Origin of the sequence: Massilia sp. LC238, assembly GCF_000735635.1 — a bacterium.
In the GTDB taxonomy this organism is placed as follows: domain Bacteria; phylum Pseudomonadota; class Gammaproteobacteria; order Burkholderiales; family Burkholderiaceae_D; genus Telluria; species Telluria varians.
In genome coordinates, this window is record NZ_JNNN01000053.1 from 1 (window position 1) to 13,380 (window position 13,380).

Annotated in this window: 16 protein-coding genes; 6 read left to right on the forward strand and 10 right to left on the reverse strand. The window is 61.4% G+C overall.

What is annotated here, in order from left to right:
• Positions 1-502 precede the first annotated feature (502 nt).
• Positions 503-961, forward strand: a complete 459-nt coding sequence (locus FG94_RS14330; protein ID WP_161783970.1) for a response regulator — start codon at positions 503-505, stop codon at positions 959-961.
• A gap of 63 nt (positions 962-1,024) precedes the next feature.
• Entirely contained in the window at positions 1,025-1,429 is a 405-nt protein-coding gene (locus tag FG94_RS26660; protein WP_081925998.1) for a response regulator, read from the forward strand.
• A 106-nt stretch (positions 1,430-1,535) separates the two neighbouring features.
• Here FG94_RS26660 and FG94_RS14340 read toward each other — a convergent pair whose 3' ends face one another.
• The 5 genes from FG94_RS14340 to FG94_RS14360 form a co-directional block, all read right to left on the reverse strand.
• The gene (locus tag FG94_RS14340) at positions 1,536-2,207 is read right to left on the reverse strand and encodes a recombinase family protein (RefSeq protein ID WP_027865579.1); all 672 of its coding nucleotides are present in this window, start codon (positions 2,205-2,207) and stop codon (positions 1,536-1,538) included.
• Complete coding sequence (locus FG94_RS27680; RefSeq protein ID WP_036212865.1) at positions 2,204-3,265, reverse strand: hypothetical protein; 1,062 nt, start codon at positions 3,263-3,265, stop codon at positions 2,204-2,206. Before FG94_RS27680 ends, FG94_RS14340 begins: the two co-directional genes overlap by 4 nt.
• A gap of 236 nt (positions 3,266-3,501) precedes the next feature.
• Entirely contained in the window at positions 3,502-3,711 is a 210-nt protein-coding gene (locus tag FG94_RS14350) for a hypothetical protein (protein ID WP_036212868.1), read from the reverse strand.
• A 148-nt stretch (positions 3,712-3,859) separates the two neighbouring features.
• Complete coding sequence (locus FG94_RS14355) at positions 3,860-4,312, reverse strand: hypothetical protein (protein WP_152570991.1); 453 nt, start codon at positions 4,310-4,312, stop codon at positions 3,860-3,862.
• A gap of 603 nt (positions 4,313-4,915) precedes the next feature.
• The gene (locus tag FG94_RS14360) at positions 4,916-5,287 is read right to left on the reverse strand and encodes a peptidase M64 N-terminal domain-containing protein (RefSeq protein ID WP_081926022.1); all 372 of its coding nucleotides are present in this window, start codon (positions 5,285-5,287) and stop codon (positions 4,916-4,918) included.
• A gap of 116 nt (positions 5,288-5,403) precedes the next feature.
• Here FG94_RS14360 and FG94_RS14365 point away from each other — a divergent pair, with 116 nt between their 5' ends.
• Entirely contained in the window at positions 5,404-6,447 is a 1,044-nt protein-coding gene (locus FG94_RS14365) for an alpha/beta fold hydrolase (protein ID WP_051996705.1), read from the forward strand.
• A gap of 7 nt (positions 6,448-6,454) precedes the next feature.
• On the opposite strand, the gene FG94_RS14370 is transcribed toward FG94_RS14365, so the two are convergent.
• From FG94_RS14370 to FG94_RS14380, 3 genes are all read right to left on the reverse strand, one after another.
• Entirely contained in the window at positions 6,455-7,735 is a 1,281-nt protein-coding gene (locus FG94_RS14370; RefSeq protein ID WP_051996707.1) for a cyanophycinase, read from the reverse strand.
• A gap of 68 nt (positions 7,736-7,803) precedes the next feature.
• Positions 7,804-8,241, reverse strand: coding sequence for a GNAT family N-acetyltransferase (locus FG94_RS14375; RefSeq protein ID WP_036212879.1), 438 nt, complete (start codon positions 8,239-8,241; stop codon positions 7,804-7,806).
• Between the two features lie 86 nt (positions 8,242-8,327).
• Positions 8,328-8,924: a hypothetical protein gene (locus FG94_RS14380; RefSeq protein ID WP_036212882.1), complete on the reverse strand. Its 597-nt coding sequence runs from the start codon at positions 8,922-8,924 to the stop codon at positions 8,328-8,330.
• Positions 8,925-9,044: 120 nt separating this feature from the next.
• On the opposite strand from FG94_RS14380, the gene argH reads away from it, so the two are divergent.
• Positions 9,045-10,439 (forward strand): argininosuccinate lyase, encoded by a 1,395-nt coding sequence (gene argH, locus FG94_RS14385; RefSeq protein WP_036212884.1) that lies wholly within the window; start codon positions 9,045-9,047, stop codon positions 10,437-10,439.
• A 141-nt stretch (positions 10,440-10,580) separates the two neighbouring features.
• Here the strand turns inward: argH and rsgA are convergent, their stop codons facing one another.
• Positions 10,581-11,615: a ribosome small subunit-dependent GTPase A gene (rsgA, locus tag FG94_RS14390; RefSeq protein ID WP_036212886.1), complete on the reverse strand. Its 1,035-nt coding sequence runs from the start codon at positions 11,613-11,615 to the stop codon at positions 10,581-10,583.
• Between the two features lie 298 nt (positions 11,616-11,913).
• Here rsgA and FG94_RS14395 point away from each other — a divergent pair, with 298 nt between their 5' ends.
• On the forward strand, positions 11,914-12,597 hold the full coding sequence (locus FG94_RS14395) for an HAD-IA family hydrolase (protein WP_036212889.1): 684 nt from the start codon (positions 11,914-11,916) through the stop codon (positions 12,595-12,597).
• Positions 12,598-12,667: 70 nt separating this feature from the next.
• Entirely contained in the window at positions 12,668-12,895 is a 228-nt protein-coding gene (locus FG94_RS14400) for a hypothetical protein (RefSeq protein WP_036213483.1), read from the forward strand.
• 3 nt (positions 12,896-12,898) lie between these two features.
• On the opposite strand, the gene FG94_RS14405 is transcribed toward FG94_RS14400, so the two are convergent.
• Positions 12,899-13,363, reverse strand: a complete 465-nt coding sequence (locus tag FG94_RS14405; protein WP_036212892.1) for a cupin domain-containing protein — start codon at positions 13,361-13,363, stop codon at positions 12,899-12,901.
• Positions 13,364-13,380 lie beyond the last annotated feature (17 nt).

A 13,380-nucleotide genomic window follows, 5' to 3' on the forward strand; every position in this document is an offset into this window, starting at 1 on the left:
CGGCGTCGCTCTTCGGACACCGTCACGACTTCGATGGTTTGGTTGTTTCTAGTCATACTCACAGTCTTATTCCTATCCGTAAGGATACAGCATCGACTGTGTCTGGTACTTCAAGGGGCTATCTCAGTCAGATGAGCCATCGAGGCCGCCATGGGCCTATAATTCAGTCTACCGCATTGTTGCAGGATTGCACCTAGCCATTGGCTGTAGCTGCGCATTGAAGAGTAAAATGTGGCACACGTCGTCATCTAAACATCTTAATGCGCAAATACTGGCCTACCCCGGAAGCACCAACCGACACGGTTGAGCAGCTTCTTGCTCGTCGCACTCTTGCAATGGTGTTTAACCATGTGGTCGGCAAGCCTAGTACGGACGGGTTGATTACGCAAACGGCATTCATCGCTGGCACGTTGTCGCTTGGTGAGGCTACAGCCTACGTTCGGTATGCCGAACAGATGATAGTGCTGTGCTCTAACGGAGCAACTAGTTGAGTATGGACACTATGCCTCCCGCACAGCTACGCGTCCTTTTGGTGGAGCGGAACGAAGATGTATGCGAACTCTTCACTAGCTTGCTTGAACGGATGGGCTTCATCGCAGAAGCCGTCAAGACGGGAGCCGAAGCGATGGCAGCAGCTAGGGCAAGGCCACCCCATGCGGTTTATAGCTCGCTCATGCTTGGAGACATGCACGGGTTTGACCTGTGCCGGATGCTACGATCTATGCCTGAGTTAGAACATACCGTATTCGTTGCCTTTACGGGGTATTCGGAGACTAACGTTGTGCAGGAATCGAAGGACGCAGGCTTTGCCTACTACCTGCTAAAACCTGTCAGCTTGGGAGCGATCCTTGCGCCGTTACATTCTATTCCCGGCCTTGAAGAGGACGGAGCCTTGCATGATGCGTATAGAGCTTTCAATAAAGCCCTCCTAGATGCCGAAAGACAACTGAGCAACCAGTAGCGTGAGAATCCCACTGCATTTACATTAGCATTAGGCGTTAAGCCGACGTGTTATCATCTCTGCATGTTTAAGAGAGTGCTACTGGTTGATGGTACTGCCGAAGATGCTGAACTGACGTTCAATGCATTGCATCACTGTGGCATTAAAAACCCAGTGGTGTACGTGGGCGACGGCACGCAAGCCCTTCTCAGTCTTGTAGAAGACCGAGATATAGCAATTGTACTCCTGAACCTTCACACCCATGTTGCCGAAGGCTTCGATCTGTTGAAGCAACTTCGATTCCAACCCCAGTTCGCATCAACGCCGGTGCTCGTTGTCTCGTCCTTTTACGACGAGGCCCACCGCAAACGGGCCGAGCTACTGGGTGCTTCCGGGTACGTGGTGAAGGCATTCGAACCAGAGCGGTTTGCAGACTTGCTATGTGACGCCCTAGCACCATACCGCCACTTGCTTGAGGAAGCTGTATAACTACAGTGCGCGTCTCGGATTACAGCCGAGCTACACTGTAAGGGCTGTTTGCCAAGACTCTCTCGTTCGGCTTTGCCCGGTACTCCCCACCGGGTTTTTTTTCGTATTACGACAGACGGGCCAGCAGGTTGCTTACGTTGGCTTTCGTCCAAGGGCCACCGCGAGCGGTCGAGATGCGACGGGCAGTCAGTTCCTTAGCAATCCCACCGAGGGACACGATGCCAGCAGCAGTAATGTCCTGAATGATCGGCTTGAGGTCGGCTGCAAATGCTTCGGCCTTCGCTTTGATCGTACTTACGGCTGCATCGTTGCCCTTGGCAGCACGGCGGAGGGCTTCGGCTCCGTTCGGGTTGCCCAGCTTCTGGCCGCGAGCCTTGGCAGCTTTCAGGGCTACCGTAGTGCGCTCGGAGATGGCGTGACGTTCCTGTTCGGCCACAAGCGCCATGATGCCAACGGTCAGTTCGTTGGCGTCGGGCATGTCGGCTGCAATGAACTTCACGCCGGAGTCACGCAGGGCCAGCAGGAAGGCCGCATTACGGCTCAGACGGTCAAGTTTAGCGATGACCAAAACGGAGCCGGTAACTTTCGCCAGATGCAGGGCTGCGGCAAGCTGGGGGCGATTGTTATTCTTGCCCGACTCTACTTCTACGAACTCTTTCACGATGGTGGCGTTACGCCCTGTAGCGTAGTCCTGCACCGCCTTACGCTGCGCTTCCAGTCCAAGGCCACTGTCACCCTGACGAGTAGTCGAGACACGCAGGTAAGTTACGATTTTCATATTGTTGGCCTCGTGGTATAAAATTGTCTAACGTCGGCAAGGCAATTATATACCCCCACTGCTGGGTTAACAAGAGCATTGAACTTGATCCCCTTCCCTCGGGGACCGATGGACCGGAAGGGGGACCGGCCTATCAGGTCTGCTAGGTTGACTTCTTCGTCAGCCGTGTCAGCTCGGCCAATACCGCGTCGCCATTGATCTTCGGCTTTCGTGCTACTGCTGCTACTGGCGCTGGCTTCGGTGCTTTCGCATCCGGTGCCCACCATGGCTGTGCTGCTGGTGCCTTCGGTGCTGGCTTCGGTGCTTCCACCGGCTGCGATCCTACCGGCCTCATATGACGTTGCAATTCCTTCTTCATTCTGTTCCTTCGTTTCTGTTTGTGTGATTACTGTTTCCTCTGCTGGTGGGACAGCAGGAGGAAGAGAGGATTTCGTTAGGGCGTCCCTGTACTTCTGTCGCTTGGCCTCTCGCTTGGCAATGTTGCTCAGGAACTCGGAGCCGAAGTAAGTCTCCCGGCCCGGTACGTCTTCCTTAGAGCGTACCTTGAGGAAGTACGTAGCCCACTTGATGCAATCAGCCAGCTTGGCGGGAGTGTTCATCTTGGCGAACATGGCTCCACCATGCATCGGATTCTTCGGTGGCTCGATGCGTATGCTCAGGCTCTTGTCTAATCCGGCTTCCTTGGCCTTCTTGGCCTTACGCTTGATGCGTCGAGCAATGAACCCGCCTTCCCGAACATCTAGTAGGTCTGAGGGGAAGTGCTCTGCTGTCTCAACAATGACAAATGCGTGAGCATGGCTTCCGCCTTTCTCTTCGCCTACCTCATAGGCTCCGATGTACTCTGCTCGGCATTTGGTGCGGATATGACGCATCAAGGCTTTCAGAGTGGCTTGGTACTCGGCCCTGTCTGCCCCGGACAGGATGAACTGGTACAAGATTGCAGTCTTCAAATCATGAGTGTTGAAGAACTGTTGTACGGTGTTCAGCTTACGGCGTGAGTGAAGTCCACCGTTATTGTTACCAGCTAGGATGTCGTTACTGTATTTCTTACGTGGCATCTGATTCTTTCATCGTTACTTCTACCCTCCCTGTAAGGGGGAGGGATAGGGAGAAAGGAGTAACATTGACTAACTTTGTTATTCCTTCTATTTATTAGTTATTGTTTCTTGTTTCTACTTCACTCTTTATTACTGAGAGAGAATTAGCTCGGGATTTGAACCCGGCACAACCTCATTTCCTCCTATGGGAAGAGGTCGAATAACCGGGCAATTCTGCAAATGTTCTAATCCGTCGTTTATCGCGTCTTGAATTTCGTTGCGAGGTCGATCAACCGGCCAATAACAAGCGAACCGGAAACGCCTTGCAGAGAGGCGAGCTTTTTCAAGTTATCCCACTGGTGCGGCTCAAGGTAGACGTATTGACGGTGCAGTTCGGTTCCGTCGTCATAGACAACGCGTTGGCGGCTGGTGCCGGGGACACTGGTTGGCGTAATGGTCATGCGCATTTAGTTTCCTTTTCATTAATCGTGTACAAACGGCAGACGTACGAATAGCGATGGCCCACACTGGGGCTACGTCTGCGGTTTAGGTTGTTGTGCTACAGGGGCCAGAATGGCCTGATGCGCTTCCCAGCCGGGAAGGCGGGGGAGATGGTTACTGCTGGGCTGCTGCTTCGATGCGAGCGCGTTCGGCGGCTACGTCAGCTTTGATTTTCTCGACGGCTGCATTGGCGACTGCTTCGGCTGCTGCAATACGTGCCTCTTGGTCAGCTTGAATCTGTGCTGCGTGGAGTCGTGCAGCTTCATCTTTCACGCGGCGGTCGAACTCGGCTGCCTCCTTGCGCTGTTCGTTGGCGACGCTTTCGGCGGCTCGTTGTGAGGCGAGCGGAAGAGGATTCCCAAGCTGGAGCAGGATCGACATCATGCCGGAGCGCTCGTAATACGTTGGATGCACACCGGGATACAAGTGGTAGCCGTTGCGTGCGTGAATCGTCATCTCTTCTAGAACCTCATGCGCATGACCCAGCAGGGTAATCGAGTCGGGGCGTCGTGCGATTTCTGCCAGTGGTGTAGATTCTTCAATTGTTACTGCTGCTTTCGTTGCCATATTCGTTTTCCTTTAGATTTTGTTCGATTTGATATAACGGGCCAAACGGTCACGCGTGAATGGTAGTCCCGTTGGGGTAGTGAATCCCTGCGAATTAAGATGCTGGGAAATAATGCGCAAGCTGCTACGTCCCCTCAAAATGCGGATCACATTTGAGGTTTTCGTGTAGTAGGCTTCGGTTCTCAATCGACCGCCGAAGGATGGCGGTAGTACGTCTGTTACATTTGTTTCGTCCATAGATATAGCTCCTGTGCTGATAGGATAATTAGTTTGATTCAATTGGGGATTGAAACTGGAAGGGTGGAGCGGGGGAATTGCGGATTCAGGCTCTACAGGTGAAATTGTATACTACGTGTCCTCATCTGTCAAGTTTTGGCCATAGCTAGCCACGCCTGTCAACCACTGTTACAAAAAAGTAGGATCGGCTAATACCGTAAATACGCAGGGGATTTGTCTATGAGACGGAATACGAATTCGTGGCGTTTCGGAGCGAATTTTCGTGCGTGAAAAGAAGAATGAGCGGGGTTCGCTGCTTAGCAATCCGGGGGCTTGACCGAAGGGCCACATTCCGGGCTACCCTGTGGACGCCTGACGCAACAAGAGTCAAACTACCATAGTCTCTTTCGCACATAAGCGCACCGATTCCTGGAAGCTGCGGCTGATCTTGTTGGCTTCATCCGTCGTGCGCCACTCGCCGAAGACGGTCGAGAAGCCGCGCGAGTACAGCAGGTCTCCGGTCTTCGCGTCCACCACCTCGACCCGGTTCTGGCCGCGGTTGGTCTCGTCGAAGTTGCGCGCCGTGTTGCCGGGCCAGGGCAGCGGTTCGATGACGACGCGTTCCAATGCATACTGGTCGGACAAGGCATTGCCGCTGTGCGTATAGTCGACGCGGACAGTGGCCGGCTGGGCTGCGCAGGCAAAGCCGGTGACCAGCGCCAGCGCGGCAGCGAAGAATCGGAGTGGCAGACGGAACATGGTGATCCCCATTCGGTGCGGAAGCTGCATTGTAAAACGGCGGCAAGCCTGTCGGAAATGACAGTTGTACTCATCAGCCCGGCGAACTAGAATCGTCCGGATACCTGGGAGACGACATGCACCTGTTCAAACGCAGCCTATTTACCGCGCTGGCCCTGGCTTCCCCACTGGCGCACGCGGCCCTGCCCGCCGCCTGCAAGCCCGGCCAGGCAATCCACGACAGCGGCTATGTCAAGATCGGCGGCATCGAGCAGTGGATCTCGATCGACGGCGCCGACTGCGCCAAGCCGGCGCTCCTGCTGGTGCATGGCGGTCCGGGCAATCCACTCTCGGTCTACGAGAACGGCCCGTACGCGTCCTGGACCAGGGATTACGTCGTCATCCACTGGGACCAGCGCGCCGCCGGGCTGACCTGGTCACGCAACGCGCCCGGCGAAGACACGCCCCTGCGCCTGGAGCGAATGCGCGACGACGGCATCGAACTGTCGCGCCACCTGCTCGAACGCCTGGGCAAGCGCAAGCTGGTCCTGCTGGGCAGCTCCTGGGGCTCGATCCTGGGCGGACACATGGCGACCAAGAGCCCGGAGCTGTACTGCGCCTGGATGCCGGTGGCGCAGGTCGTCAACAATACCGAGACCATGCGTGTCTCGCGCGACGCCATCCTGGCGCGCGCCCGCGCGACGGGGGACGTGGCTACCGTCGAGAAAATCGAGGCGCTCGGCACGCCGCCGTGGACCAACCCGCGCAACTTCGGCATCCTGCGCCGTGCGATCCGCAAGTACGAAGCCATGGTGTCCGATCCGGCGCCTGCCGCCTGGCTGGCATGGAAGGCCGAACGCGGTACCCCGAAGGCGCGTGCCGACTACGAGGCGGCCGAGGACTATTCTTACATCCAGTTCATCGGCATGAAGGGCGAGGGCATCGCTTCGCTGGTGGACATGGAGCGCCAGGCGGCCAGCTTCAAGCTGCCGGTCTACATGGTGCATGGCGAGCAGGACCTGCTGGCGCCCAAGGAAATCGCGCAACGCTACTTCGACCGGATCTCTGCCCCGCGCAAGCAGCTGGCGATCGTTCCGCGCGCCGGACACGATCCGAACCTTCCCCTGATCGATGCCCAGGCGCGCATGCTGGCCAGCCAGCTGGGCGGCCGCTGCGAATGATCCGCTCCTACCTGGCGGCATCGGCCCGGCTGGCGCCGGCACCGCCGTCCGCCACGGTCTCGAGCTGCCGGTACTGGTACAGCGGCCGCTGCACCACGATCGGCCGGATGTCGAGCCGCATGTTGTAGACCGAGTACTGCTCGGTGAACGAGGACTGGTAGCCCACGCTGTCGCCCGTGCGGGTGAGCTTGAACTCGAAGCCGAGGTCGGGCTGGATGCCGTGCGGGCTGTCGAGCGAGAGGCCGATGGCTTCCGGCTGGTCGCTGTCGATCAGCTTGGCCATCAGGTCGACCACCGTGCTGTTGCCGAGGATGTCGGCCGAGAACAGCGGTTCGCGGTAGTAGGGCCGGGCCGGGTCGATCCGGTTGTCCAGCTTGTCGGGCGCGGGGGTGAAGGTCTGGCTGAGCAGGCTGAAGCGGTCGCCGTTGTCCAGGTAGCTCAGGCGCACGTTGCTGACGCTCAGCGGCCCTCCCTTCGGCCCGTCCTGCGGCACCGCCTTCGACAGGTCGACCAGCAGCGCGCCGCGGTAGCCGATCACCTCGACGTCGCGGGCCGGGCCCACCACCATGGCGGTGTTCTCGTCGATGCCCAGGCCGAGCTTGTATCCCTTCTTGAGCATGGCCGGCACCATGCGCGCGAACCGGCCGCGCACCAGCAGGTGCTGGTCGATGAAGACGTCGTCGCCGATGAAGCCGAGGCCGGGCGCGATCTCCTTGTCCTCGTCGATGCCGAGCTTGAGCGTGGCCAGCACCGTCTTGGGACGGCCGAACATGGTGCTGCTCATGATGGCGGCGCCGGCGCTGGAGCCGGCGATCATGCCGCCGCGCCGGTACATGTCCCACAGGGCGTCGAGCATGCGGGTATTGCCGCCGTCCTCGCGGCGCAGCGCGCGCGTGATGCGGCCCTGGTCGCCGCCGGCGAAATAGGCGCCGCCGGCCGCGCGCACCGCGCTGGCCAGCGCCGGATCCTCGGCGGCCGCCTGGTAGTCGATGCCGGACAGGCGCACGGCCACCGGCACGAAGAAGGCCCTGGCGCCATAGTGGTTGAAGCGCTCGACCAGGAACTTGCCGGCTTTTTCGGGGCTGGCCGAGGCCGAGGCGAACACGGCGATGCGGGCGCCCTTGCCGCCCGCCAGCTGGACCATGCGTTTCCACACGGCGGCATTGTCGGCACGCAGTGCGCCACCGATGATGACGAGCGAGCCCTTCGGCTGCGGGGTATCGGCTGCGGCAAGCGGCTGGCTTCCCAGCAAGGCAAACACCAGCAGAGCACGGACGACGCGAAGCATACGACTTCCTCCCGGTTCAGACACATCGTAAGCCTGATTCCAGAAGGGGGACGCCGTGTTGAGTATGCTCAGGACAAATATATGTTCGGAAAGTACCGTTCCATCATCGTCTCGGGACGCTGGGGCGCGGTGAAACCGAAGCGCTCGTACAGGCTGTGCGAATCGCTCGTGTTGAGCGTGAAGCGGCGCAGTTTCTGCAGGCTGGGGTGGCGCAGCACCGCCCCGATCAGCTGCTTGCCGTAACCGCGGCCGCGGTACTCGGGCACCACGAACACGTCCACCAGGTTGGCGAAGGTGGCAAAGTCGGTGATGACGCGTGCAAAAGCGATCTGGCGCCCGTCGAGATAGCCGCCGAAACACAGCGAATTCTCGATGGCACGCTCGACGGTCGGACGCGAAATGCCAACTGCCCAGGTGGATTGTTCGCTCAGGAAGCGGTAGATCATCGGGATGTCCAGCCGCGTCTGGTCGGTACTGACCTGGAAGCTCGAATCGTTGGTAATCATGGAAGCGTTGAATGTGGCTTAAAAACCAATTCTAGCGCCGTTCTCTTGATGCATAAGTTTCAATTGGACGGCGCTCCCCGGGCAGCTCAGCCGTTGCGCAGGTAGCGCTCAGGCAGCTGCAGCTTGGCGTCCTCGGCCTGCCAGATCAGGTTCAGCACGTACCAGAGCTTGCCGTCATGGATGAGCTGGATGCTGTTGATCCCTCGCATGAAGGGCTTGGCCTCATCCTTGGCGTGGCGCGCCTCGTAGGTGCTGAACACGTGGGCGATCTGGCCGAAGGTCTCGGTGGTGCGCGCCTTTTCGGTCTCGAAGAAACCCATGGTGGCGAAGGCCTTGGTGTTGCGGGCGATGTAGTCCTCCGGGCTCATGGCGCGCAGGACGTAGCTGCCGTCCGGACGCGCGACCATGGCGCCCATGCGGCCTTCCGGCGCGAACAGCGAACGCCTGCGGTCCCAGTCGCGCGGCGCGCCGGCCGGGCCCGAGATCACGTCGTAGACGGCAGCGATAATGGCGTCGATCGAGGCGACGTCCGCCGCTTTCGCTGCCGGCATGCTTGCCGCCGCCGGCGCGGCTGGTGCGGCCACCGCGGTGGGCGTGGCCGGCGCAGCGGGTGCGGCCTGCTGGGCCAATGCTGCAGGTGCGGCAAACGCGAGTGCCAGGCCGAGTTGGGCCAAACGATGCATGTCTCCCCCTTATTGGAATAGTAAGCACATCATTGCGCATTTACCGGCGCTTGTCATCCACCTCGGGTGAGGGGCGGGCACAGGCTTTATAATCGTGGGATACCTAACAGGGATCCCACCATGACCGATCAATTCTCCAAGAAAGCCGAAGCCTGGTCCGCGCGCTTCACCGAACCCGTCTCCGACCTCGTCAAGCGCTACACCGCCTCCGTGTTCTTCGACAAGCGCCTGGCGCCCTTCGACATCCAGGGCTCGCTCGCCCACGCCGAGATGCTGGCCGCGCAAGGCATCATCAGTGAACAGGACCGTGCGGAGATCGAGCGCGGCATGGCCCAGATCAAGGGCGAGATCGATGCCGGCAGCTTCGAGTGGCTGCTCGACCTGGAAGACGTGCACCTGAACATCGAGAAGCGCCTGACCGAGCTGGTGGGCGACGCCGGCAAGCGCCTGCACACCGGCCGCTCCCGGAACGACCAGGTGGCGACCGACATCCGCCTGTACGTGCGTGCGGCGATCGACGACATCCTCGGCCTGCTCGCCAGCCTGCGCGCCGCCCTGCTCGATCTGGCCGAGCGCCATGCGGACACCATCATGCCGGGCTTCACCCATTTGCAGGTGGCCCAGCCGATCACGTTTGGACACCACATGCTGGCCTACGTCGAGATGTTCGGCCGCGACGCCGAGCGCATGCAGGACGCGCGCCGCCGCGTGAACCGCCTGCCGCTGGGCGCGGCCGCGCTGGCCGGCACCACTTTCCCGATCGACCGCCTGCGCGTGGCGAAAACCCTTGGCTTCGAGGACGTGTGCCACAACTCGCTGGACGCCGTGTCGGACCGCGATTTCGCGATCGAATTCACGGCTGCAAGCTCCCTGATCATGATGCACGTGTCGCGCTTCTCGGAAGAGCTGGTCATGTGGATGAGCCCGCGCATCGGCTTCATCGACATCGCCGACCGCTTCTGCACCGGCTCGTCGATCATGCCGCAAAAGAAAAACCCGGACGTGCCGGAACTGGCGCGAGGCAAGACCGGCCGCGTTTACGGCCACCTGAACGGCCTCTTGACCCTGATGAAAGGCCAGCCGCTGGCCTACAACAAGGACAACCAGGAAGACAAGGAGCCGCTGTTCGACACCATCGACACGGTCACCGACACGCTGCGCATCTTCGCCGACATGGCGGGCGGCATCACCGTGAAGGCCGAGAACATGCGCGCGGCGGCGCTGCAGGGCTACGCCACTGCGACCGACCTGGCCGACTACCTGGTCAAGAAGGGCCTGCCCTTCCGCGACGCCCACGAAGCGGTGGCGCACGCGGTGCGCGCCTGCGACATCGCCAAGTGCGATTTGTCGGAGATGTCGCTGGAGAAGCTGCGCGAGTTCTCGCCGCTGATCGAGCGGGACGTGTTTGCGGTGCTGACGCTGGAAGGCTCGGTGGCGGCGCGTGACCACGTGGGCGGCACCGCGCCGAACCAGGTGCGGGCGGCGATCGCGCGCGTGCGCAAGCAGCTCGCGTAGGGTGGACGGCTTAGCCGTCCGCGCGTTCAACTCCCCCATGAGCAGATACTGCGTCTGTTCTTGGGCTGGTTGAACGCGCGGGCGTTTGTCATTCCGGGCACTGCCCAAAATGACCCCGCCCACCCTACCTTAAAGAAGTCATCACCCGCCGCGCTTGTCCCGGCCGCGCTGCTTCGCTTCCTTCATCAAGACCTTCCACTTCCCGCGCTCGGCAATCCGCTCCAGCGCCGTCTGCTCCGCCCGCCGCACCTCGCGCAACAGCTTGCGATAGTTCTGCAGGCGATCCGCATCCACCACGTCCCGCACCGCGCATCCCGGCTCGCTCGCATGGCGGCAGTCGCGGAACTGGCAGCCTTCCGCCAGCGCCGCGATGTCGTTGAAGGACAGCTCCAGCTCATCCTCGTCCGCGTCCGGCTGCCAGGCGCGCAGGCCGGGGGTATCGATGATGCAGGCCCCGCCCGGACAGCGGTGCAGCGAGCGCGCCGTGGTGGTATGGCGGCCGCGGTCGTCGCCGTGGCGGGTGCCGCCGGTGGCTTGCAGGCTGCCGCTCAGGGCATTGGTGAGCGTGGACTTGCCCACGCCCGAGGACCCGAGCAGCACCAGGGTCTGCCCTGCCCCCAGCCAGGGCGCCAGCACGCCGGTGTCAAGCTGTTCCGACGGAATCAGGTGCAGCAAGGGCACGTCATCGGGAATGTGCTGGCGCAGCTGCGCGATCCTGTGCGCGACCTCGCTGCCGATGTCCGGCTTGGTCAGGATCATGACCGGCGCCACGCCGCAGGCCCGCACCAGCGCGATATAGCGCTCCATCCGGCGCGGATTGAAATCGTTGTCCAGGCCCATCAGCAGCAGCGCCGTATCCACGTTGCTGGCCAGCACCTGGCTGCCCGACGGGGTGCGCCGCGACAGCCGGGTGAAGGCGTCGAGCGTGTCGGCGATCCACCAGTCGCCCAGGCTGTGCGTGGCCAGTACCCAGTCGCCGACCACGGGCTGGCCACGCGCGTCGAAGCGCGCGTTGCGCGCGGGGAATGCCTCGCGCCCGTCGTCGAGCGTGAGCGCGTCGCGCTGGGCGGAGGTGACGCGGGCGAGGCGCCCTTGCGGCGATGCTGCCGCGAGTTGTGAGACGAAATGTTGCTTGAAGCCGATCCCGTGCAGGGTCGGGAAATCGATGTCGATCATGACGATGTGTTTTCCATTCAGTGGCGCAACAGGCGTGCGCGGGCAGCCGCACCAGTGGCGCGGCAAAGCAAGAAATGGAAGGTCGGGCGCGCTGGCGCGCTTAAGACATCGTCGAGATGGACGAAGCGCTCAGGCGGCCGACCGGAGGACGGTATCAGGCTGGTTCATGCGGCGTCTCCTCGGATCGGTAAATGGGATGGCCAGTCTGGCAGCACGCCGCCATCGCGTCAAGAGAGGCGAAGCCTTCAGGCCTTTTGCGCTATGCTGGATAATCCGATTCCACAACGAGAATGCATCCGTGACTCCGACCAACCCATCCGTCCTGCCCTCGCGCGAATACGCCGCCTTCCTGTTCGACATGGACGGCACCATCCTGACCTCGATCAAGTCCGCCGAGCGGGTCTGGAGCGCATGGGCGCTCCGGCATGGACTGGATCCGGTGACTTTCGTGCCGACCGTGCACGGCAAGCGTACCGAAGACACCATCCGCAACCTCGGCCTGCCCGGTGTCGACCCGGTAGCGGAAGCGCTGGGCATTGCGCTGGCGGAAATCGAGGACGTCGGCGACATCGAGGAAATCGCCGGCGTGGGCCGCTTCCTGGCCAGCCTGCCGACGGACCGCTGGGCCATCGTCACCTCGGCCTCGCGCCCCCTGGCGACGGCGCGCATCGCGGCCGCCGGCCTGCCCCTGCCGCCGCTGCTGGTGTCGGCCGACGACGTCAAGCGCGGCAAGCCGTATCCCGATCCTTTCCTGCTGGGCGCGCAGAAACTGGGCGTGGCGCCGCAGGATTGCCTGGTGTTCGAAGACACGACCATCGGCCTGGCGGCTGCGGAAAGCGCGGGCATGGACAGCATCGTCGTGACCGCTACGCACACGCATCCAGTCGAGACGCGCTCGGCCCCGGTGGCCGATTACATGGATCTTGTTGCCGTGCGTACAGAAAGTGGGCTGCTGAAGGTGCAGCGCAAGATCGGTCACTGAAGCGAGGCGTCTTGTCTTGAGGCGATCGACACCCACATGAGAGGTATCGACGACAAACATGGAGGTGCGCATGCGCCGCTATCGCAACACGAGCGGCGAATCCGGCGTGGTCGCCTACGACATCGACACCGACTCGATCACTATCCAGTTCACCGGCGGTGACCGCTATCTGTATACCGAGCGCAGCGCCGGCGCCGAGAATATTGCCAGGATGCAGGAACTGGCGCGCGAAGGGCGCGGACTGTCGACCTTCGTGAGCCAGCACATCCGCAGCCGCTACGCGCGCAAGCTGAACTGACCTTCAACCGCGTGGCGGATAGGGGCTGCCGTCCTTGTGCGAATAGGTGTTGGTGGCGCCATCGTAGTGCAGGTCGATGTCCGGATACGTCGCCTGGTCTTCCTTGACGCGCGAGCCGACGCACAGGAATACCCCCTGCCCCCAGCTGCGGTTGACGAGATGGTGCCCGTTCGGCTTTCCTGCCGGGAAAGCCGCGCAGTCGCCTGCGCGCATGAGGGTCTCGCCTTCGTCGGTGACCAGCACCAGCTCGCCCGACACCACCATCACGAATTCGTCCTCATGCGAATGCCAGTGGCGCTGCGAGGATGCGGCGCCCGGCTGCAGTTCGACCAGATTGACGCCGAACTGGGTCAGGCCGCCGGCGTCGCCCAGGGCCTGCTTGGTGCGTCCGTCCACCAGCTCGGCGTAGGCTTCGGGGTAACCCGTACCTTTCAGTACGGGAATGCTGCTCAGGTCCAGTCTCGACATGCGATAGGTCTCCTTGG

What these genes read in the sequence shown, in the direction of transcription:
- FG94_RS14330 (WP_161783970.1), top strand. Translation starts at nt 503, where the DNA reads ATGCCTCCCGCACAGCTACGCGTCCTTTTGGTGGAGCGGAACGAAGAT.
- FG94_RS26660 (WP_081925998.1), top strand. Translation starts at nt 1,025, where the DNA reads ATGTTTAAGAGAGTGCTACTGGTTGATGGTACTGCCGAAGATGCTGAA.
- FG94_RS14340 (WP_027865579.1), bottom strand. Translation starts at nt 2,207, where the DNA reads ATGAAAATCGTAACTTACCTGCGTGTCTCGACTACTCGTCAGGGTGAC.
- FG94_RS27680 (WP_036212865.1), bottom strand. Translation starts at nt 3,265, where the DNA reads ATGCCACGTAAGAAATACAGTAACGACATCCTAGCTGGTAACAATAAC.
- FG94_RS14350 (WP_036212868.1), bottom strand. Translation starts at nt 3,711, where the DNA reads ATGCGCATGACCATTACGCCAACCAGTGTCCCCGGCACCAGCCGCCAA.
- FG94_RS14355 (WP_152570991.1), bottom strand. Translation starts at nt 4,312, where the DNA reads ATGGCAACGAAAGCAGCAGTAACAATTGAAGAATCTACACCACTGGCA.
- FG94_RS14360 (WP_081926022.1), bottom strand. Translation starts at nt 5,287, where the DNA reads ATGTTCCGTCTGCCACTCCGATTCTTCGCTGCCGCGCTGGCGCTGGTC.
- FG94_RS14365 (WP_051996705.1), top strand. Translation starts at nt 5,404, where the DNA reads ATGCACCTGTTCAAACGCAGCCTATTTACCGCGCTGGCCCTGGCTTCC.
- FG94_RS14370 (WP_051996707.1), bottom strand. Translation starts at nt 7,735, where the DNA reads ATGCTTCGCGTCGTCCGTGCTCTGCTGGTGTTTGCCTTGCTGGGAAGC.
- FG94_RS14375 (WP_036212879.1), bottom strand. Translation starts at nt 8,241, where the DNA reads ATGATTACCAACGATTCGAGCTTCCAGGTCAGTACCGACCAGACGCGG.
- FG94_RS14380 (WP_036212882.1), bottom strand. Translation starts at nt 8,924, where the DNA reads ATGCATCGTTTGGCCCAACTCGGCCTGGCACTCGCGTTTGCCGCACCT.
- argH (WP_036212884.1), top strand. Translation starts at nt 9,045, where the DNA reads ATGACCGATCAATTCTCCAAGAAAGCCGAAGCCTGGTCCGCGCGCTTC.
- rsgA (WP_036212886.1), bottom strand. Translation starts at nt 11,615, where the DNA reads ATGATCGACATCGATTTCCCGACCCTGCACGGGATCGGCTTCAAGCAA.
- FG94_RS14400 (WP_036213483.1), top strand. Translation starts at nt 12,668, where the DNA reads ATGCGCCGCTATCGCAACACGAGCGGCGAATCCGGCGTGGTCGCCTAC.
- FG94_RS14405 (WP_036212892.1), bottom strand. Translation starts at nt 13,363, where the DNA reads ATGTCGAGACTGGACCTGAGCAGCATTCCCGTACTGAAAGGTACGGGT.